The organism is Janthinobacterium sp. 78, assembly GCF_003096775.1.
Classification (GTDB): domain Bacteria; phylum Pseudomonadota; class Gammaproteobacteria; order Burkholderiales; family Burkholderiaceae_D; genus Janthinobacterium; species Janthinobacterium tructae.
Window position 1 is genome coordinate 3,403,131 of the sequence record NZ_QENT01000001.1, and the last position, 19,432, is coordinate 3,422,562.

General features: G+C 64.2%; 18 protein-coding genes. 8 read left to right on the forward strand and 10 right to left on the reverse strand.

Annotated elements, in window-relative coordinates; translation table 11 throughout:
* Window positions 1-7: 7 nt before the first annotated feature.
* Entirely contained in the window at window positions 8-430 is a 423-nt protein-coding gene (locus tag C8C92_RS27250) for a hypothetical protein (RefSeq protein WP_133250761.1), read from the forward strand.
* A gap of 179 nt (window positions 431-609) precedes the next feature.
* Here the strand turns inward: C8C92_RS27250 and C8C92_RS14950 are convergent, their stop codons facing one another.
* Entirely contained in the window at window positions 610-1,602 is a 993-nt protein-coding gene (locus C8C92_RS14950; RefSeq protein ID WP_243420222.1) for a tyrosine-type recombinase/integrase, read from the reverse strand.
* Between the two features lie 257 nt (window positions 1,603-1,859).
* On the opposite strand from C8C92_RS14950, the gene C8C92_RS14955 reads away from it, so the two are divergent.
* Complete coding sequence (locus C8C92_RS14955; RefSeq protein WP_243420223.1) at window positions 1,860-2,882, forward strand: DNA-binding protein; 1,023 nt, start codon at window positions 1,860-1,862, stop codon at window positions 2,880-2,882.
* Window positions 2,883-2,927: 45 nt separating this feature from the next.
* Here C8C92_RS14955 and C8C92_RS14960 read toward each other — a convergent pair whose 3' ends face one another.
* Window positions 2,928-3,545, reverse strand: coding sequence for a hypothetical protein (locus C8C92_RS14960; protein WP_116744410.1), 618 nt, complete (start codon window positions 3,543-3,545; stop codon window positions 2,928-2,930).
* Window positions 3,546-3,612: 67 nt separating this feature from the next.
* Window positions 3,613-4,221: a hypothetical protein gene (locus C8C92_RS14965; RefSeq protein WP_099763805.1), complete on the reverse strand. Its 609-nt coding sequence runs from the start codon at window positions 4,219-4,221 to the stop codon at window positions 3,613-3,615.
* 189 nt (window positions 4,222-4,410) lie between these two features.
* Here C8C92_RS14965 and C8C92_RS14970 point away from each other — a divergent pair, with 189 nt between their 5' ends.
* Both C8C92_RS14970 and C8C92_RS14975 read left to right on the forward strand, forming a co-directional pair.
* Window positions 4,411-5,343, forward strand: coding sequence for a DUF535 family protein (locus C8C92_RS14970; RefSeq protein WP_116744411.1), 933 nt, complete (start codon window positions 4,411-4,413; stop codon window positions 5,341-5,343).
* Between the two features lie 116 nt (window positions 5,344-5,459).
* Complete coding sequence (locus tag C8C92_RS14975; RefSeq protein WP_165829452.1) at window positions 5,460-6,812, forward strand: serine hydrolase; 1,353 nt, start codon at window positions 5,460-5,462, stop codon at window positions 6,810-6,812.
* Window positions 6,813-6,815: 3 nt separating this feature from the next.
* On the opposite strand, the gene C8C92_RS14980 is transcribed toward C8C92_RS14975, so the two are convergent.
* The 3 genes from C8C92_RS14980 to C8C92_RS14990 form a co-directional block, all read right to left on the reverse strand.
* A complete protein-coding gene (locus C8C92_RS14980; RefSeq protein WP_116744413.1) occupies window positions 6,816-7,169 on the reverse strand; it encodes a hypothetical protein in 354 nt (117 codons plus the stop codon).
* Window positions 7,166-8,734 carry an EAL domain-containing protein gene (locus C8C92_RS14985; protein ID WP_116744414.1) on the reverse strand — a complete coding sequence of 523 codons (1,569 nt, stop codon included), beginning with the start codon at window positions 8,732-8,734 and terminating at the stop codon, window positions 7,166-7,168. The genes C8C92_RS14980 and C8C92_RS14985 overlap by 4 nt, the downstream gene beginning before the upstream one ends.
* 92 nt (window positions 8,735-8,826) lie before the next feature.
* The gene (locus C8C92_RS14990) at window positions 8,827-10,332 is read right to left on the reverse strand and encodes an MFS transporter (protein ID WP_116744415.1); all 1,506 of its coding nucleotides are present in this window, start codon (window positions 10,330-10,332) and stop codon (window positions 8,827-8,829) included.
* 63 nt (window positions 10,333-10,395) lie between these two features.
* Here C8C92_RS14990 and C8C92_RS14995 point away from each other — a divergent pair, with 63 nt between their 5' ends.
* The gene (locus C8C92_RS14995) at window positions 10,396-11,289 is read left to right on the forward strand and encodes a LysR substrate-binding domain-containing protein (RefSeq protein WP_243420224.1); all 894 of its coding nucleotides are present in this window, start codon (window positions 10,396-10,398) and stop codon (window positions 11,287-11,289) included.
* Window positions 11,290-11,302: 13 nt separating this feature from the next.
* Here C8C92_RS14995 and C8C92_RS15000 read toward each other — a convergent pair whose 3' ends face one another.
* A complete protein-coding gene (locus C8C92_RS15000; protein ID WP_116744416.1) occupies window positions 11,303-11,869 on the reverse strand; it encodes an XRE family transcriptional regulator in 567 nt (188 codons plus the stop codon).
* A 91-nt stretch (window positions 11,870-11,960) separates the two neighbouring features.
* On the opposite strand from C8C92_RS15000, the gene C8C92_RS15005 reads away from it, so the two are divergent.
* Window positions 11,961-12,491 carry a GNAT family N-acetyltransferase gene (locus C8C92_RS15005; protein WP_116744417.1) on the forward strand — a complete coding sequence of 177 codons (531 nt, stop codon included), beginning with the start codon at window positions 11,961-11,963 and terminating at the stop codon, window positions 12,489-12,491.
* A gap of 13 nt (window positions 12,492-12,504) precedes the next feature.
* Here the strand turns inward: C8C92_RS15005 and C8C92_RS15010 are convergent, their stop codons facing one another.
* From C8C92_RS15010 to C8C92_RS15020, 3 genes are all read right to left on the reverse strand, one after another.
* The gene (locus C8C92_RS15010) at window positions 12,505-13,695 is read right to left on the reverse strand and encodes a low temperature requirement protein A (protein ID WP_116744418.1); all 1,191 of its coding nucleotides are present in this window, start codon (window positions 13,693-13,695) and stop codon (window positions 12,505-12,507) included.
* A 47-nt stretch (window positions 13,696-13,742) separates the two neighbouring features.
* Complete coding sequence (locus C8C92_RS15015) at window positions 13,743-14,696, reverse strand: 2-hydroxyacid dehydrogenase (RefSeq protein WP_116744419.1); 954 nt, start codon at window positions 14,694-14,696, stop codon at window positions 13,743-13,745.
* 641 nt (window positions 14,697-15,337) lie between these two features.
* The gene (locus C8C92_RS15020; RefSeq protein WP_133250762.1) at window positions 15,338-16,018 is read right to left on the reverse strand and encodes a hypothetical protein; all 681 of its coding nucleotides are present in this window, start codon (window positions 16,016-16,018) and stop codon (window positions 15,338-15,340) included.
* A 233-nt stretch (window positions 16,019-16,251) separates the two neighbouring features.
* Between C8C92_RS15020 and C8C92_RS15025 the strand changes: the two genes are divergently transcribed.
* Both C8C92_RS15025 and C8C92_RS15030 read left to right on the forward strand, forming a co-directional pair.
* Entirely contained in the window at window positions 16,252-18,450 is a 2,199-nt protein-coding gene (locus C8C92_RS15025) for a TonB-dependent receptor (protein ID WP_116744421.1), read from the forward strand.
* Between the two features lie 69 nt (window positions 18,451-18,519).
* Window positions 18,520-19,425, forward strand: coding sequence for a hypothetical protein (locus C8C92_RS15030; RefSeq protein ID WP_133250763.1), 906 nt, complete (start codon window positions 18,520-18,522; stop codon window positions 19,423-19,425).
* Window positions 19,426-19,432 lie beyond the last annotated feature (7 nt).

Sequence of the window (19,432 nt, forward strand, 5' to 3'; positions counted from 1 at the left end):
TTAATTAATGTTAAAAATTATTGGCACCCTTACGACTTTTCTAATTTTCGCGGGCTCTGCAAATGCAGCGAATATTAAGTGTGGCGTCAAACCTAGTAACGCAGTTTTTCTGCAAGAGAATTTAATGTATGACGTCGCAGGAACGGGACGACTTTATCTTCACACGGGGCCGGACGAAAAATGTGTAAATAAAAGACTGTTTGTCGTACCGGGAGACAGCTTAATTGCGTATAACGAATACGGCGGAGATGCCGAGTGGTCTTATGTGATGTACGTAGCGAAAGATGGTACTGAATTTGACGGATGGGTATTGACGAATCGTTTGCGATTCACAGGAGCTTCCGGACCGAACATGAGTCAGGACGCCTTCAAGTTCTACCAGCGGGCTGCTGAGGCTGCAAAGAAAGGAAAACTCGGGAGTCCGAAATAGGGCCACTTTGCTTGCACACAGCTTTTACGCCGGATACCGACTGGACCATGGTTGATATTACGATCGACAGGTGACGGTCTGCTCTGGGGCGAAAACGGACATGCAAAACCATGGTACGTGCATTAGGCTGTCAATGCTATCGCGGCCAGACCGATGCCAGCAAGGCGCTGTAGGGCGCCTCAGCCCGTCGTCTTTTTCTTCGCCTTCAATAAACTCCCCGCCGCATTTTCCTCGAAGCGCCCCGCCTCTTCTATATAGCCATGCACGGTGCCGTCGTGGCGCCAGCCGCCCTGGCGCTTGATGGCCTGGAAATCGGCGCCCGCGCGGTGCGCACTGGTGGCCATGCCGCGGCGCAGGCTGTGGCTCGACAATTCCGGCACGTAATCAAGCGCCGCCAGCCTGGCGCAGCTTGCCAGGATCGTGTTGATGCTGCTGGCGTGCAATCCCTTCGCTCCCACATGGCCCCACTGGTTGACGGTACGCAAGAGCGGCCCCGTGCGGATATGCGCCACGGTGAGCCATGCGCGCAGGGCTGTTGCCGGACAGCAGACGCCGTCGCCGAACGGGATCGCCTTGACGATACCCTCCCCCAGTTGATCCGTTTTCGAGCGCGGCAAGGTGATCACCATGCCCTGCGGCTCCCAGCTCACGTCTTCGAGTGTCAATCCCGCCAGTTCGCTGCGGCGGAAACCGCCAAAAAATCCCAGTTGCAGCAAGGCGCTGTCGCGCAAGGCCTTGACGTTGCCCAGCGCGGCCAGCCTGGACACGATCAGCTCCAGGTCTTCCAATGGCAGCGCCTTGGCCTTCTTTTTCGGCTTGCCGTGCAGGCGGGCGATGCCGGCCAGGGTCTTGCGCACGGTGGGCGTGGATGCGGGGTCGGCAAAGCCCTGGTACACATGCCATTGCGACAGGGCCGTCAGGCGCAGCGCCAGGGTGCGCGCGTTCAGGCTGTCCGCATACGCCAGCAGGTAGCGGATGACGCTCGACTCGTCGGCGGGCAGCGCCCCGCCCCAGGCCTGAAAGTGGCGGATGGCGGAACGGTAGGTGCGGCGCGTGTTGTCCGACGTGGCGGCGGCGAGAAACGCCTGGTGGCGCGCGGCCAGCTCGGCATCGATCAGGGCGCCGTGTAACGGTGCGACGGCGATGGTGGTGCTTTTTGGCACTTTTGGCACGCCAGCACTGCGTTTCGGGAGGGGCAAATCGGGCATGGCGGTGGCGAAATCGCGGTTTTGTACTGGGAGACACGCAGAATACCATGCCAAACACCCCCATAACACGCGATAAGCGATCTTATCGTGACTTATATTTTTCAAAAATCATTAAAATTTATATCGTAATATTATTCGATATTACGTATCATGTAATACGTTACTAAATTTCGTTCATAGGTGGTTTCATGGCCCGCACCGGCATTTTGTACTCTGATGTTATGAAAGCAGCCCAAATCGTCGCTGCCGATGGGCGTAATCCCACGGTCGACAGCGTGCGTGAAGCGCTGGGTAGCACGGGCAGCAAGAGCACCATCGCTCCCCTGCTAAAACGCTGGAAGGAAGAATTTCAGGGCGCCGGCGCCGTGAAAACGGAGTCCGGCTTGCCGGCCGAGCTGATGGAAGCGATGCGCGGCGTGTATGACAAGCAGCAGCGCGACGTGGCGCAGCAGCTGGAAACGGGCATGCAGCAGAATCGCGCCGAACTCGATGCGGCGCTGGACAGGCTGAAGAAGACGGAAGGCGAACGCCTGAAACTGACGGAGGCGCGCGCCGCTCTCACCCAGGAATTGCGCGCCACGCAGCACGCGCTGGCACAACTGAAGGAAGAACATCATTTTCGCGCCGTCACCCTGGCCACCTTGCACAGTGACAACGCGGGCCTGACGCAGCGCCTGGCCGACCGGGGCGAGGAAATCGCCGCCCTGAACCGCCAACTGGCGCAGGTGCGCTCGCAGTTCGACCATTACCAGGAAGCGGCGGCCACGCAGCGCAGCGAAGAACGCGCGCTGGCGCAGCAGCGGATCAGCCGGCTGGAACAGGATAACGCCCAGCTGCAGCAGCGCCTGCAAGGCCAGCAAGCGACTTTGGTTCAGCAAGACATGCGCCTGGCGCAGCTTCAGGCGGAGCAAACACGCTTATCCAGCGAAGCGGCCGCCGACCGCGCAGCGCTGGCAACCGTGCGCCCCGAGCGCGACCAGTTCGAATTTCAGTATCTGCAGGCGGCCGCGTCGGCCGACGCCCTGCTGGCCAAGCTCGATACGGCCCTGCTGGCGCTGAACGACGCCAAGGTGGCGCTGGCCGCGCAAGACCGCCAGCTCGACATGCTGGCGGAACATGGGCAAATAGCGCAACAGAAAATGGACGCATTGGCGCAGGAGCGCGACGGCTTGTTGCGCGACCATGCCGGCATGGCGGCCAGGCTGGCCCTGCTCATGGATAGCCAGGAGAAACGCGATGTTTGAACCCGTCTACATGCTCCGGGGTTGATATGATGGCCTGAGGACGGACTACAGGCGGCGATTCAGCACGCTGTCGATGTCGTGGGTGGTCAGTTCAAGCTCGACCACGCCGTCTTGCAGCCAGTAGCCGTCACCTCCCCGTTGCAGCGCATCCATGTCGAGCGTGCCCAGCGCTGGCGGGATGGCGCCGGCGAGCAAGGCCGCCACGTCGTCCCATGCCGTATACAACAGCTTCAGATACCAGCCGTCGTCGTGGGCAAAGGCGAAAAAGCGGCCGCGCAAGGCCGGCAGCGGCGTCAGCGCGCCACGGTGGCCGAGCAGCGCGGCCACCTCCGCATCGCCGGGGACCGGCGGCGCGCCCCGGTAATCGGCCCAGGCATGGCTGCCGCAGGCGTACAGGTCTTCCTGGGCCAGGGCCGCCAGTTGCTGCCGCGCCACCGTCTGGCAGGCGGCAGGTTTCCTGGCCGTGCCGGCGCTGCCCTTGCGCAGCACGATGCCGTCCGCGTCCTGGAGCGCGGGGATCACATCCTTCAATTCGATGCCGGAAGCGACAATCATGCGCGCCACCGGGTCGTGCCAGATATACAGATAATGTCTCAAGTGTTCGTCCGCTTTGGTTTCCGTGCTGTATTTGCCGTCACGGCGGCGCGGATCAGCGCCTTGCATGCTGCGGTATCGAGAGTGCCCGGTACAGCTTTTTTCATGGCTGATATCTCTGTTCCTGCCGCATGCCTTACAGCGCTGGATCGGCCATGCAACTGGCCAGCGCGGCAATAAACTGGTCGCGCAAGGCCTGGTACTGCGCATCCGTCGCGAATTCCCGTTTGTCCGCTGGCTGATTGAGCAGGTAGGCGGTGGCGACCGTCCCGCTGGCGGCATGCAGCAAAGTGTATAGACTGATCACGCCGGACGATCGCGTGATATAGGGGTTGTTCAATGCTAGCACTTCCACGCCCTGGCGCGTGTCCGTCTCCAGCGGCACCAGCTGGGGCGGCTTGCTGTTGGCCGACATCTGCTGCATTTGTGCCAGGATGGTGTCGTGGTCGGCGGCAAACCGGCCGTCGGCGCTGCGTTCGATTTTCAGATTCACGAACGGCAAGCTGCCCTTGTGGAACAACATCAGCCGATAGCCGTCGGCCACCGATACCCGGCCTTCTCCCGTTGCCAGCTTGACGCTGCGCGTCGTCACGTGCGCGGGCAAGCGGTCTTGCTGCCGGAACTGGAATTCGCTGCGGTTGATGCATTGCGCCAAGGGCCCCAAAGGATCGGCCGTACGGTCTTGCGCCTGGGCGACGAGTGCGGCGAGCAGTGCGGGGATGGCAAGCAAATGGCGGTGCTTCATGGGCGATACCAGTCATCGAATTAAGGTACGGCGAGCATAACCGTCCGTATTACTAGAAAGCAAATGTTTAGTTGCCATCCTCTAAACGCCCGTGGGGCTAGCTTCTTAATATGAAATTCACCTTGCCTGCGTAGCATTCAAATTGGCAAGGCTCTCATTGTGCAGCGCCTGCCCTTTTCAGGCAGAACCATGAATGACATCGCTTTAAGCTTGCGCCACGGCGCCGCCGTGCTGCCCGCAGTGCTACCGCAGCGCGCCAGCGGACACCGCCTGAAAGCGGCGCTGGGCGCCCTCTTCTTTCCCCGCCAGCGCACGCGCTGGCAAGCTTTCCTGGGCAGCATGCCGGGCTTGAGCTCGCTGGCGCAGCTGCATCCCTGCCTGCGCTTCAAGATTTACCGGCCTTATGCTTCGCGCCAGCTCGCTTGCGCGGATCGCCTGGCCTTGCTGGAAGGGCACTACCGCTTCCTGTGGCAGGCCGGCGCGCGCGCGCTGGTCGAGCGCGCCGCGCGCCAGTCCGTCGTGCTGGCCGCGTTCGAAGGCAAGGATGGGGCACTGTACCGTTTGCAACTGACGGCCATCTACGACAGCTACCGCGAGGGCGAACTGTGCCTGCGCCTGACGCGCGACAGCCAGCCCCTGTACCTGGCCAGTTTTTTGTTCCTGCCGCGCGCCGACGGCGTCTCCTTGCAACTGGGCGCGCTGCAAGGCTTGCGCTCGGAGGCGGGCAAGCTGGCCGTCAAGGAAGCCACGCGGGCGCTGCACGGTTGCCGTCCGAAAAACCTGATGGTGGCGGCCTTGCGCGACTTCGGTGATTTTTTTGCCTGCACCAACCTGTTCCTGGTCTGCAATGACAACCGCATCGCCCTGAATGCGCGCAGGCGCCGCCATATCGCCGCCGACTACGACCATGTGTGGCAGGAACTGCACGCCCTGCGCATGCGCGACGGTAATTATCACTTGCCTTGCGCGCCCTACCGGGTGCCGGACTTGGCCAAGGTGCCATCGAAGAAACGCGCCGATGCGCGCCGGCGTGGCGAATTGCTGCTCAGCATGGCCGCCGACATGCGCGGGCAGCTGGCGCATTTGCTGGAAACGCCTGCGGCGAGTAACTTTTCAATGTAGCAAGAATGACAGAAAACTCAGGCAACCTTCATGTAATCGGCCTATGCTCGGCATGCACGCCAGCCACCTTATCCAGGCGCCGGCGTGCATTCGGCCCACCCTGGACAAGGTTTCCCATGACACCCACTTTCTCCCTCCTCCCCCTTTGCCTGCTCGGTAGCGCCGCCCTGGCCGCGCCCGTCCTCGACGATGCCGTGCGCCAGCGTGCCGAGGAACTCACCCGCACGGGCATGCATGCCAGCATCGTCATTGCCGTACTCGATGGCAAGCACAGCGCCGTGTACGGCTTTGGCAGCGTGCAGGCAGGCAAGAACATCAAACCGGGCGCCGATACCGTCTACCAGATCGGCTCCATCACCAAGACCATGACGGGCTTGCTGCTGGCCGACGCCGTCGCCGAGAACAAGGTCACACTCGACGAACCGGTGGCCACTTTATTGCCGGGCTATACGCTGCCCGCCTTCGACGGCAAGACAATCAGCCTGCTCGACCTGGCCACGCACTATTCTTCCCTGCCGCGCCTGCCCGACAACTTCGCGCCGAAAGACCCGGCCAATCCGTATGCCGACTATACGCAAGCGAAACAGCGGCAGTTTCTCGCCGCCTACCATTTGCCGCGTGCGCCAGGCACGGCATTTGACTATTCGAACATCGGCTATGCCGTGCTGGGCACGGCCCTGGCGGCGCAGGCCGGCAGCAGTTATGAAGCGCTGCTGCAAAAGCGCATCGCCGTGCCGCTCGGCATGCGCTCGACTTCGAACACGCCCAGCCACGGCATGCTGGCGCGCCTGGCGCCCGGCCATTTGCTGTCGGGCGAGCCGACACCGGCCTGGCAGCTGAACGTGGTGGCGCCTGCCGGCGGCGTGTATTCAAGCGCGCGCGACATGGTTGCCTACCTGCAAGCGTATATGTTCAAGCCGCTGCGCCCGTATGCGCTGGCGATCCAGCCGCAGCGTCCGCTGGCGGCCGACGGCGACACGAAGATCGGCCTGGCCTGGCTGCTGGAGCAGCAACAGGGACAAAGCTACGCCTGGCACAGCGGCCAGACGGGCGGCTACGCCAGCTATGCGGCGTTCACCACGGACGGCAAGCGTGGCGTGGTGGTGCTGACGAACACGGCGCGCGATGTCGATGCGCTGGGCTTGTCCGCCTTGCTGCCAGGCACACCGTTGCCGCCGCTGAAAAAACCGCAAGCCGCCATCGCGCTGCCGCGTGCCGCGCTGACCGAGTACGTGGGCGAGTATCCGTTGGGCGAGGAATTCACGTTGACGGTGACCTTGGGCAAGAACGGCCTGGAAGCGGCCGGCACCGGTGTCGGTTCGGCGCCCCTGTTTGCCAGCGCGAAAGACCAATTCTTCTTCCGCGCCATCGAGGCGGAACTGGCTTTTACGCGCGATGCGGCGGGCAAAATAGTCAGCGCCGTGCTCACGCAAGGCGGGCAGGACGTGGTCTTGCCGCGCAAACCGTAAAAATCAAGCTGCCGGGTCTTGCATGAATTGTTCGACCCGCTCGACAAACGCCGCCTTGCTGCGCGTGCGAAATTCGCCCAGGAAGGCGTCGCTGCCCCGGACGATCTTGCCGTGGCGGTCGTATTCCACCTTGCCCATCTCCAGCACGAATTCCCCTTGCGGATCGTCTTCCGGCTCGAAGTGCGAATTGAAGCAGTAGCCCGTGTCGCGGCTATGGCCCCACAGCAGCAGCGCGCTGCTGAACCATTGCATGGTGTCCGGCCCCGGTTCCACCTCGAACAGGGTATTGACGGTGATGTGCCAGCCGCCCGGTACGCGCAGCGCTTGCAAGGGATAGGGAAAGCGCGGCTGTTTCATGGGGGCGAAGGCGCGCGGCGCTTCCCGTAAAAGGTGAGGAACTCTGCGGCAGGCAGCGCTTTGGCAAACAGCCAGCCTTGCCCGAACTCCACTTTACGTTCGCGCAAATAGTCGGCTTGCTGTTGCGTTTCGATGCCTTCGGCCACGATCAGCATGTTCAGGGTGCGCGCCATGTCGATGATGTGCGGCGTGACGCTGCTGGTGGCGGCGTCCGTGCCGATGGTGTCGACGAAGGATTTGTCGATTTTCAGGGCGTCGAGCGGCAGGTTTTGCAGGCTCGACAGGCTGGAGTATCCCGTGCCAAAGTCGTCGATGGCCACCGCGTGGCCGCGCGCCCTGGCCTTGTCGATGGTGGCGCGCGCCGCTTCCACGTTGATGAAGCCCCGTTCCGTCGCTTCCAGCCAGATCTGCTGCGCCTCGATGCACGTGCCGTCCAGGGCGCGTTCCAGCACGTCGAGCACCCGGCCCGTCTCGATATCGCTGGCGCACAGGTTGATGGCGATATGCAGTTTGCGGTCGGCCAGCAGCGCAGCGCGCATGTCGGCGATGACGCAAGCGATCACCTGGTCGGTGATGGGTAAGATGAGGTCGCTTTCCTCGGCGACGGGGATGAACAGGTCGGGCCGTATCATGCTGCCATCGGGACGGCGCCAGCGTATCAGCGCCTCGGCGCCCACGCACACGCCCGTATCGAGCGCGATGATGGGTTGATAATGGACAAAGAATTCGCGCCGCTCGACCGCCGTTTCCAGTTCGCCGCGCAGCGACAGGCGGCGGCGCGACAGCCAGATGACGATGCCGACAATAAAGGCGGCCATCAGCAGGCCCATGGGCAGGAGCAGCAACTGTTCGCGCCGCAGCCTGTCGTTCAGCTTGCTGCGCGGTTCGATCATCACGGCCGTCAAGCCATCGCGGTACAGCAACGCATGGATGCTGTCCTCGTGCGCCAGCTTGTCTTTCGCCCCCGTGCCGGCAAGCAAGGCTTGCACCTGCGCGGGATCGGGATGGTGCAAGGTGTCGAGTACGGCTCCCTTGCCGATGGCCACGGCCATCTGGATATCGCTGTCGACGATGACGTCGGAAAAGCGCTCGGGATCGATCAGCACCTGATAGGCGCGGTAACTCAGCCCCACCATGCGCTTGCCGCCGCTGACGATGGGGCGCAGGTTGAAATCGAGGCCCATGCCGTTGGCCAGGGTGAAGTCGGCGGGCGTGATGGCGATGCGCCCTGCCTCGATACCTGTCGACGTGCATTTGAGCAAGCCGTTTTCCACATACCCGATATCGTCGATGCTGCGTGTGGTCATGGTGATGCGGCGCAGCTGCTGGATATGCGCTTCCGAGCATGGCGCCAGGTCCAGCGCATCGGCACTGCGCAGGGCGACGCTGGCCGAGGCGATGGAACGGTGGGCGCGCTCGAGCGCGTAGCCGGCGAGCAGGCGCAGGCGCTCCTGCTCGCCCTGCTCTGCGCGCACGGACGACAGGTAAAAGGCCAGACTCAGGGGAGCTGCCACGCCGATGACGGCGACCAGCACACTCGTGACGATGATGCGTTTTCTGCGCATATGATTACCTGCGGTAGTTATATGAATGCCATGTATTGCTCGATGGCATCATATTACAAGCAGAGGCGGCGCACGCGGAACTTGCTGAACAGTTACACTTTTTCCGCTTGTTGCACGGGCCTGGCCAGCACGAACACCAGCGCCGCCACCACGGCTGCCAAGCCGCCAGCCAGGTACAGCACGCTGGCAAAGCCATCAATGAAGGCGTGGCGCGCCGCTTCCTGCGCCACGGCCTGCATGGCGGACGGCAGCTGGCCAAAGGCCTCGGCCGCGTTGCCGGCGACGATGCGCCCGATCATCTCGGGTGAGGCCTTCAAGCCATGCAGCCACGCCAGCTTGTCGAACGAGGCCGCCGTGCGCATGGCCAGCACGGCGCCCAGCGCGCCCACGGCCAGCACGATGCCGACAAAGCGCGTGGTGGTGCTGATGCCCGAGCCCATGCCCGTGCGCTCGCGGGGAATGCAGGCGAGGATGGCCTTCTGGGTTGTGCCGTTCAGCAAGCCCGCGCCCGCGCCCGTGACGACCATGCCGGCCGCCACCCAGCCATATTGCAGGCTGGCGGCGGCTAGCGCCGTGGCAACGTTGCCCACGGCGACGATCAGCAAGCCCGTCACGAGGATGCCGCGGTCATCCAGAACCCGCATGGCGCGCGGTGCCAGGCGCGACAGCAGCACCATGGCGACGGCAAACGGCAGCATGGCGCAACCGGCCAGCACGGCGGAAAAGCCGAAGGCGTTCTGCAAATACAAGGGTAAAAACGTCATCATCACCTGCGCGGCGATGGCATAGCCGAACATGCCCAGCACGGCGCCGACGAACACGCGCCGGCCAAACAGCGACAAATCGACCATCGGCGCGCGCTGGCGCCGTTCCACCAGCACGAACACGGCCAGCAGCGCCGCGCCGGCCGCAAAGCGCAGCATGGTGGCGCGGCTGGACCAACCCGCCACGCTGGCGTCGATCAAGCCCCAGATGATGCAGAACAGGCCGGCGGAGAATAATGCCGCGCCGAATGGATCAAAACTTGCGTTGGAAGCATCCTTCGATTCATCCACGTGCCTGCTTACCAGCAGCATCAATATGGCGACGACGGGCAGGTTCAGGTAGAAAATCCAGCGCCAGTTGATGGCGCTCGTGATCAGGCCGCCCAGCAGCGGCGCCACCGTCATGGCCACGCCCATGGCCGCGCCCCACACGGACCAGGCGCGCGCCCGCTCCTTTTCCGCGTGAAACGTGTGGCCGATCACGGCCAGCGCGGACGTCAGCAGCAGCGCCGCGCCGAGTCCCTTGATGGCGCGCGCCACGTTGAGCACGAACGGCGTCCACGCCAGACCGCACAGCAGGGAGGCCAGCGCGAACACGGCCAGGCCATACAGCATGACCTTGCGCCGTCCCAGGCGGTCGGCGATGCTGCCGGCCGGCAAAAGGAACGAGGCGAACGCCAGCATGTAGGCGCTGACCACCCATTCCACGTCGACGAAGCTGGCGTTGAGCGAGCGGGCGATCGAGGGCAGCGAGACGGCCACGACGTTGGTGTCGAGCATGATCAGCGCGCACACGCCCGAGCACGTATATAAGGTCCAGTTGGTATTTTTCATGCCTGTATTTTAAGCAGGCTGGTATTATTTTCTGTTATAAGGCAGGCGCCTTATAATTCACCCATGGTGAATACAGACAAAGACATGGAATTGCGGCATTTCCGCTGCGTGCTGGCCGTGGCGCACAGCCTGCATTTCGCGCGGGCGGCCGCGGAACTGGGCATTTCGCCGCCCGCGCTGACCAAGCAGGTGCAGGAAACGGAGCAGCTGCTGGGTACGCGGCTGTTCCAGCGCAGCAAGCGCGCCGTGTCCCTGACGGCGGCCGGGAAATTGTTCGTCATCGAGGCGGCGCGCGCGCTGGACCAGCTGGCGCAGGCGCAGGATGTGGCGCGGCGGGCGGGACGGGGCGAGCTGGGACGGCTGGAAATCGGCTACGTGGCCTCGGCCGCCTATTCCGGCGTGCTGCAAGATCAGTTTGCCCGCTTTCGCGCCAGCCACCCCGGCATTCACATCGCTGCGCGCGAATACGCGATGGATGCCCTGCCCGGCTTGCTGGACCAGGGCCGCGTCGACCTGGCCTTCGTGCGCCCGCCCCTGCACTTGCCGGACGGCATCGATATGGTGGTGTTGCTGCGCGACCGCTTCGTGCTGGCCGTGCAGGCCGACAGTCCGCTCGCCCGCCTCGGCGTCATCGGGCCGGCGGCGCTGGCGCAGCAGGCGTTCATCGTGCCGGAACAGGAATTGGGGACGTTGGAAGTGAGCCGGCGCGGCGGCTTTGCGGCGCAGGTGGTGTCGCGCCCGGGCAGCCTGGTGGCCGTGCTGACGGAAGTGTCGCTGGGCGTGGGCTGCGCCATCGTGCCCCACTCCGTGATGGCCAGCGTGCAATTGCCCGGCGTGGTATTTCGCGAGCTGGCAGCGCCGCAGATCAGCTCGGAAATCGCCGTGGCCTTCCGCCGCCACGAACAGGCGCCCGCCGCGCGCGCCTTCATCGCCCAGCTGCGCGCTGTAGCGCTGTAACGCTGGCGTAGCCTCAGTTCTTCAATACGGCCACGGCGTAGGTGCAAGCGGCGGCCGTTTCATTCCTGAACACGCAGTCGGCCGGCGGGCCCAGTTCCAGACAATCGCCCGCGTCCAGCACGTGGCGCGTATCGCCTTCGATGAAAAGGAGGCTGCCGGTCAGCGACCAGATCAGCTGGCGCCGCGACACATAGGCGGCGGCCGGCATGGCCACCACGGCGCCTGGCGGCAAGGTAATATGCACGAGGTCGAGCGGCATGTCGGACGCGGGCGACACGTGGCGCCGCACATAGCCGCTCTGCGGGTCGATCCACACGGGCTGCTCAAGCTTACGCAGCAAGCGCCCTGCACGCATCTCCGCGCGGGCGATCAGTTCGGACATGCTCAGGCCGAAGGCGCCCGACAGCCGCGCCAGCAAGGTGGCCGTGGGGCTGCAATCACCGCGTTCCACCTTGTGCACCATCGCGCGCGACACGCCCGAACGGGCCGCCAGCTCAGTCAGCGACCAGCCCAGGTTTTCCCGCTCGAGGCGCACCCTGGCGCCGATGCGCTGGTTCAATTCGTCTGGTTTAGTGGACATATATTAGCTTCCATTCGGATTCTATTGGACAAGGCGTGGGCGGCAATCTATGATTTGTCTATTATAGTAGACGACCAGCAAGGAGAACAACATGCACATACGCGACGCCCATGCGGGCGACATCGAGGCCATCACGGCCATCTACAACGATGCCGTCAGCAATACCCTGGCCATCTGGAATGAACGGACGGTCGATGCGGCCAACCGCGCCGCCTGGCTGGCCGACCGCCAGCGGGCCGGCTATCCCGTGCTGGTCGCCATCGATGCGCAAGGAACTGTCGCCGGCTACGCCTCGTTTGGCGACTGGCGCCCGTTCGAGGGTTTCCGCCATACGGTCGAGCACTCCGTGTACGTGCGCCACGATAGGCGCGGCGCCGGCGTCGGCAAGGCCTTGATGACGGAATTGATCGCCCGGGCGCGGGGCCTGGGCAAGCATGTGATGGTGGCGGGCATCGAAGCGGGCAATGCCGGTTCGATCGCCCTGCACAAGCAGCTGGGCTTTGCGGAAGTGGGCTTGATGTGCCAGGTCGGCACCAAGTTCGGCGCCTGGCTGGACCTGGCGTTCCTGCAACTGCAACTCGATACGCGTAGCGATCCGGACGGCATTGCGCCGCCCGGCTAAGGTCAGACAGACGTCAAGGATCGATCTCCGGTGGCGGGCGGCGCAGCGCCATATGTTCCCAAACGGCCACCAGAACCAGCACGCAGCTGGTGATGCAAGCCAGGGTCAACGGTGAATACAGGCGGCCGTAGGCCATCGGGATCAGCGCCAGAATGATCAAGATGCCCAGCAAATGCGACAGCGGCGGCGTGGCGCGGTCATTGCTGACCCATTTGAATAGCGCATTGCCGAGCAAATACAGGATCGGGCCGCCCAGCATGGCGCTGATGCCGGCAAAACTTGCTTCATCCGGATGCACCAGGGCCAGCTCGTCGGCCACGGCGGAAACGATCACGCCGCCCACGATCAGCACGTGGATATATGTGTAAGCCTTGCGGGCGATGCGGCCCGGGTCCTTCGAATGGGCGATGCGGTGGTGGCCCGCCTCGGCGCCCGTGTCGAAATAGATCCACCACATGGCGATGCTGCCGGCCAGTGCTGACAGGAAACCGAGCCAGTTGCCGGGCGTCCATTCCAGCCCGGCAAACGTGGCGCCCGTCACCAGCAGGGATTCACCGAGGGCGATGATGACGAACAGGCCGCAGCGTTCGGCCATGTGACCGCCATCGACATCCCAGTCGGCCGTCGAGGAACGGCCCAGGCCCGGCATGCCAAACTGCATCCATGGACCGGCCAGGTCGATCAGCAGGGCCGCGCCCCACCAGAAGAGGCGCTGCTCGGGCGACGCGACGCCGCCGGCGATCCAGAAGATGCCGGACAGCACGGCCCACAGGGCGATGCGCTGGAAATTGCGGCGGCGCGCGAGTTCTTCATGGCGCACGGCCCACCAGGCGAACAGGGGCCGGCCCACCTGCATGGCCACATAGGCGAGCGCAAAACCCAGGCCGCGCGTGGCGAACGCTTCCGGGATCGAGGCCGACATGATCAGCCCGCCCAGCATCAGCGCAAACAGGCTGATGCGCACGGGAATACGCTCGGGATCGAGCCAGTTGGTGATCCACGACGTGAATATCCACACCCACCAGACGGCCATCAGCAGCAAGCCCGTCTGCAGCCAGCCCATGGCGCTCAGGTGCGCCAGCAAGCCATGCGACAGTTGCGTGACCGCAAACACAAACACCAGGTCGAAGAACAGCTCGATCATGCCCACCTTGCCGCTGTCCTGCCCGCCGCGCGTGCGCAACAGCGATTTTCTCAATTCCATGGTTACTCTTTCATTCAAGCTTGATTAAAACGTTTAACTGGCGACTTTTATAATGTGATTGGCGTCAACAAGGGCAAGCCGGCGAAGTGCGCCGCCAGGTTATCGACCACCAGTTGCCCCATCGCATGGCGGGTTTCCACGGTCAGGCTGCCCACGTGGGGCGTCAGCACGACGTTCGGCAAGGCGCGCAAGGCGCTTGGTACGCGCGGCTCGTCGGCGAATACGTCGAGAGCGGCCGCGCCCAGGTGGCCATCCTGCAAGGCGGCGATCAGGGCCACTTCATCGATCAGGGCGCCACGGGCGATATTGATCAGGGTGCCTTGCGGACCGAGCGCGTCGAGCACGCTGCGGTCGATGCTCTGGCGCGTGGCCGGCGTGCCCGGCGCGCAAACAAAGAGGTAATCGCTTTCCTGCGCCAGGGCCAGCAGGGATGCGGCGCGCGGCACGCTGGTGCCGGCAATGGTGCGCGGCTGGAAATAGCGGACGTGGATACCGAAGGCGGCCAGGCGCAGCGCGATGGCTTGCCCGATCTGGCCGAAGCCGAAGATGCCGGCCGTCTTGCCGCGCAGGCTGGACGCTGGGGCGATCGCTTCGCGGCGTTCCCAGCCACCGTCGCGCACGAAACGGTCGAGCGACACGATGTGCCGCGCACTGGCCAGCAGCAAGGCCAGCGCCACGTCGGCCACGTCGTCCGTCAGCACGTTCGGCGTGGTGGTGACGGCGATGCCCCGTTCACGCGCCTGGTCGAGCGCCACGCCATCGAGGCCCACGCCGTTGACGGCGATGATTTCCAGATGCGGCAGCAAGGCCATGTCGGTGGCATTCAAGCCCAGCGCGCCCGTGGTAACGACGGCGCGGATGCCGGGTGCCCGTTCGGCCAGCCAGGCGTGGCGCTCGTCCGCCGGCACTTGCCAGGCGTGGTGGCAGGCGTATTGCCGCTCCAGTTGTGCGTTGACGGCAGCCGAGGGACTGGGGGCAAGAATGAGGAGTTCGGGTGGCATAGGCGTCCGGGTCGGTGTCGGCAAGATTTGCAGACGCAACTTAGCATATTTGCGACCCTGCGGGGGATGGCATCGCCTGTTAGCGCCCCTAAAACCCTGCCCGGGGCGTGGTTTTTGCCTGGAATGGATCACCCTTGCATCATGCGTAGGTCGGCTTGGCCCAACGGGCGCAAGCCGACAAGCACCGCCACAAAGATTGTCAGATTACGCTGCGCTAATCTGACCTACGCAGCTAGAACGCGGCCCGGCGCGCGATCTTGACCTGGCATGTATGTCCCGTACGCCATGCGTAGGTCGGCTTAGCCCGCAGGGCGTAAGCCGACAAGCACCGCCACGAAGATTGTCAGATTACGCTGCGCTAATCTGACCTACGCAGCTATAACGCGGTCCGGCGCGCGATCTTGACCTGGCATGTATCTCCCGTACGCCATGCGTAGGTCGGCTTGGCCCAACGGGCGCAAGCCGACAAGCACCGCCACAAAGATTGTCAGATTACGCTGCGCTAATCTGACCTACGCAGCTAGAACGCGGCCCGGCGCGCGATCTTGACCTGGCATGTATGTCCCGTACGCCATGCGTAGGTCGGCTTAGCCCGCAGGGCGTAAGCCGACAAGCACCGCCACAACGATTGTCAGATCGCCTCAACCCGGGCAAGGCACGCGTTTCACCTTGCCGCCCGTCTTGAACGGGTCGGCGCCTGCGCCCGGGTTCGCATCCAGGCCATAGCAGGTGGCGCCGCCGGCACTGACCACGCGCGTGGCGGGCCGGCCATCGGCCGTCAGGTATTCCTCCACGCGGATGATGGGGCCGCCGCGCCAGGCGGAGGCGACCAGCTTCTGGAAGTTGCTTTCGCTCTTCAGGTCGGCTGCGGCCAGCCAGGGTTTGTCTTGTTTCAGTTCGCTACGCAGGGCCTTGTCGGCGGCGCCTGCCGCCAGCCGGGCGCGCGTGCGCAAGTCGGCGGTGGACGGCGCCGTGGACGGCGCGTCGGGGAAATCCTCGGTGGGAGCTGTGATGGTTTCCGCTGCCACCGCAGGCGGTGCGAGGATGGCGGACGGCATGGCAGGCACCACACTGGCCCGCGCGCGCGGCAAGGGCGTCGGCATGGGCAGCGGCAAGGCCATCGGCGGCGTCTGCGGCGGCCGGGACGGCAGCAGTGTCATGAAAGCCACTTCCGTGTATTGCTTGAGCTGCCGCGCCGGCAGCAAGAGGAAGTACAGGCCCAGCGCGTGCATGGCCAGGATCAGCGCGACGGCCGCGCCTTTCAGGCTCAGGCCGTCCCGTATGCGCACGCGCATGGAGACGGACGGTAGATGGAATGGCATGCGGTTTCCTGTGGGCGCCGGGCGCGATGGCCCATTCTAGCGAAACTGTACGGCAAGCATTGATAAATCCACAAGGTATCGTCTGGCGCGCCCTTTTCCGCCAGATTCCAGTGCCTTGGCCCTCCAGGTGTTGTACGAATGGCGACTTTTTTTCAACATTCTCACACTTTCCCACGCGTTGCGCCACGCTGGAATATAATGATAATCATTCTCATTAATATCCCAACAACACCATGCGCACCTTCCGCCTCGCCCCTACCCCCTTCGCCCTGGCCGCCTTCCTGATGGCCAGCAGCGCCGCCCAAGCCCAAACCACGCCGGCCGGCGACGCGCAAACCATGCCCACGGTGCTCGTCCACGCCTCCGCCGATGCCTCGGCGGAAGGTTTGTCGAAGGCGTATGCGGGCGGCCAGGTGGCGCGCGGCGGGCGCATGGGCATACTCGGCGCCGTGGACATGATGGACTCGCCATTCGGCAGCACCAGTTATACGCAGCAATTCATTGCCGATCAGCAAGCGCGCAGCGTCGGCGACTTGCTGCAGAGCGATCCGGCCGTGCGCATGTCGCGCGGCTATGGCAATTTCCAGGAAGTGTATGTGATCCGCGGCTTCGCCCTCGATTCCGATGATGTGGCGTATAACGGCCTGTACGGCGTCTTGCCCCGCCAATATGTATCGCCAGAACTGCTCGAGCGCGTGGAAGTGTTCCGTGGTGCCAGCGCCTTCCTGAACGGAGCGGCGCCGGGCGGCAGCGGCATCGGCGGCGCCATCAACCTGATGCCCAAGCGTGCCGGCAACACGCCGCTGACGGAATTGACGGTGGGCGTGGAATCGGGTGGCCACGCCTATGCGGCCATCGACGTGGCGCGCCGCTTCGGCGACAACCAGGAGTTTGGCGTGCGCGTCAACGCCGCCAAGCGCCAGGGCGAGACGGGCATCCAGCATGAAGGCCACGACGTGGGCATGTTTTCCGTGGGCCTCGACTATCGCGGCCGCGGCTACCGCCTGTCGGCCGATGCCGGCTACCAGAACTTCGACCTGACGTCGCCCCGTCCATCCGTCGGCATTGGCAGCGTGGCCGTGCTCCCTGGCGCGCCCGATGCCTCGAAGAACTTCGCCCAGCCCTGGAGCTATTCGAAGGAACACGATGTGTTCGGCACGGCACGCGCCGAGGTGGACCTTGCCAAGGATGTCGTGGCCTGGGCCGCATATGGCTCCCGCTCGACCAAGGAAGCCAACAGCCTGGCCGAGCCGTCATTGACCTCGATCAATGGCGACGCCACGGTGTCGCGCTTCGACAATGCGCGCAAGCAGGAAATCCGCACGGGCGAAGTGGGCATTCGCGGCAAGCTCATTACGGGCGCCGTCAAGCATACCCTCGTGGCCAGCTGGTCCGGTCACTGGAATGAGGCGAAGAACGCGTATGCCATCGGCGACGCGTTTGCCACCAATATTTACGCGCCCGTCAATGTAGCCGCGCCGGCAACCCCCTATACAGGCGGTATCATGAGCGACCCGCGCATCACCCAGAAAACCATCCTCAGCAGCTATGCCCTTGCCGACACCATGGCTTTCCTCGACGACAAGTTGCTGCTGACCGTGGGCCTGCGCCGCCAGCAGATCAAGGATGCCGGTTACGACTACAACACCTCGGTGCTGCAAGGCAAGGCCTATGACGAGAGCGCCACGACGCCCGTGGCAGGCATCGTCTTCAAAACCAGCAAGAACGTGTCGCTGTACGCCAACTACATCGAGGCGCTGGTCAAGGGGCCGGCGGCCACGGGAACGTATGTGGAAAACGGCCAGCGCTTCAATGTCGAGAACATGGGTGAGGTGTTTGCGCCGTACAAATCGAAGCAAAAGGAAATCGGCGTCAAGTATGACGGTGGCAAGCTGGGCATGAGCGCCGCCCTGTTCACTACGGCCAAGCCCTTGCTGGCCGTGGTCGGCAAGCGCGCCGAACTGGCTGGCGAGCAGCGCAACCGAGGCCTGGAGTTGTCGATTTTCGGCACGCCGATGCAGGGCGTGCGCCTGCTGGGCGGCTTGACCTGGCTCGATGCGCAGCAAAGCAAGACCGACGTGGCCGCCAACAATGGCAAGCGCCCCATCGGCGCGCCGGAAACACAGGTGAGCGTGGGCGGCGAATGGGACGTGCCCGGCGCGCCAGGCTTGAGCCTGAACGCCCGCGGCATCTACACCTCGACGCAATATGCGGACCTGGCCAACAGCAAGCAACTGCCATCGTGGACGCGCCTCGACATCGGCGCGCGCTACCTGACGCAAGTGGCGGGCCATGACGTGACCTTGCGCGCCCGCATGGACAACGTGACGGACCGCAACTACTGGTCGTCGGCCGTGTCGTCCTTCAACATCGGCACGCTGGTGCTGGCCGCGCCGCGCACCGTGGTCGTCTCCGCTTCGGTCGATTTCTAAGAGCCCGGCAGGGGCGCCGCGCCGCGTGCGCCCCTGTGCAATCGCTTGTGCTTGGGCGACAATGCGCGCATGACACTGCGCCCCGCCCTCCTCTCCCTGTTGCTCTTCGCCACCGCCAGCACCGCCCTTGCCCAAAAGCAAGCCGCCTGCCCCTATGCCGCCTGGAAGAGCGGCTTCAAGGGCGATGCGCGGGCGCAAGCCACGTGTCTGCTGCGCCCTGTGAAACTGTATGCGCGCCTGGGCGACAGCGCGCCGCTGCCGGACTTCCTTGCCAGTCATGTCGGCCAGCGCACGGGCATCGCCCCGGCCCGCCTGCGCGCCTGGCTGGCGCAGCAATCGATCAGTGAAGCGGATGTGGGCGGCGCCGTCGACGCACCGCTGTCGCGCGCCATGGGCCGGCTGGTGGCGCCCATGGCCCGCTTTTTCGTCATCCACGACACCAGCTACCCGAATTTCTTGTTAGAAACCATTCCCGACCACATCAACGACGCCAGCTGGGACTTCAACGATTTTACCTTGCGCAATCCGGCGCTGGGCGGCGGGCCGAAAGGCCATGTCTACGTGAACCGCCTCGGCGATTCGTTGTCGGTGCGCGACTTTGGCACACCCGGCTACGCCAGCAAACTGGAAAAGGACAAGCCGTCGCTGACGGGCCTGTTCCTGCACGTGGAACTGGTGCAGCCGCGCCGCTCCGTACCCGGTGGCGGCAAGGGCAACGACGGGCTGGCGCCCGATCCGGGCTTTACGCCCGCGCAATACGACCGGCTGGCCCTGCTGTATATCGCCGCCAGCGTGCGCAAGGGCACGTGGCTGATCCCCGCCTTCCACGCCGTGCTCGATACGGGCTTTGCGAACGGTCATGACGACCCCCAGAACTTTTCGCTGCCCGACTGGTCAGCCGCGCTTTCCCGCCTGCAGGCGGCCCTGCGGCTAACCAATACTGAACAACAAGGCGTTTCCCTGCCGGCGGATTAGGCGCATA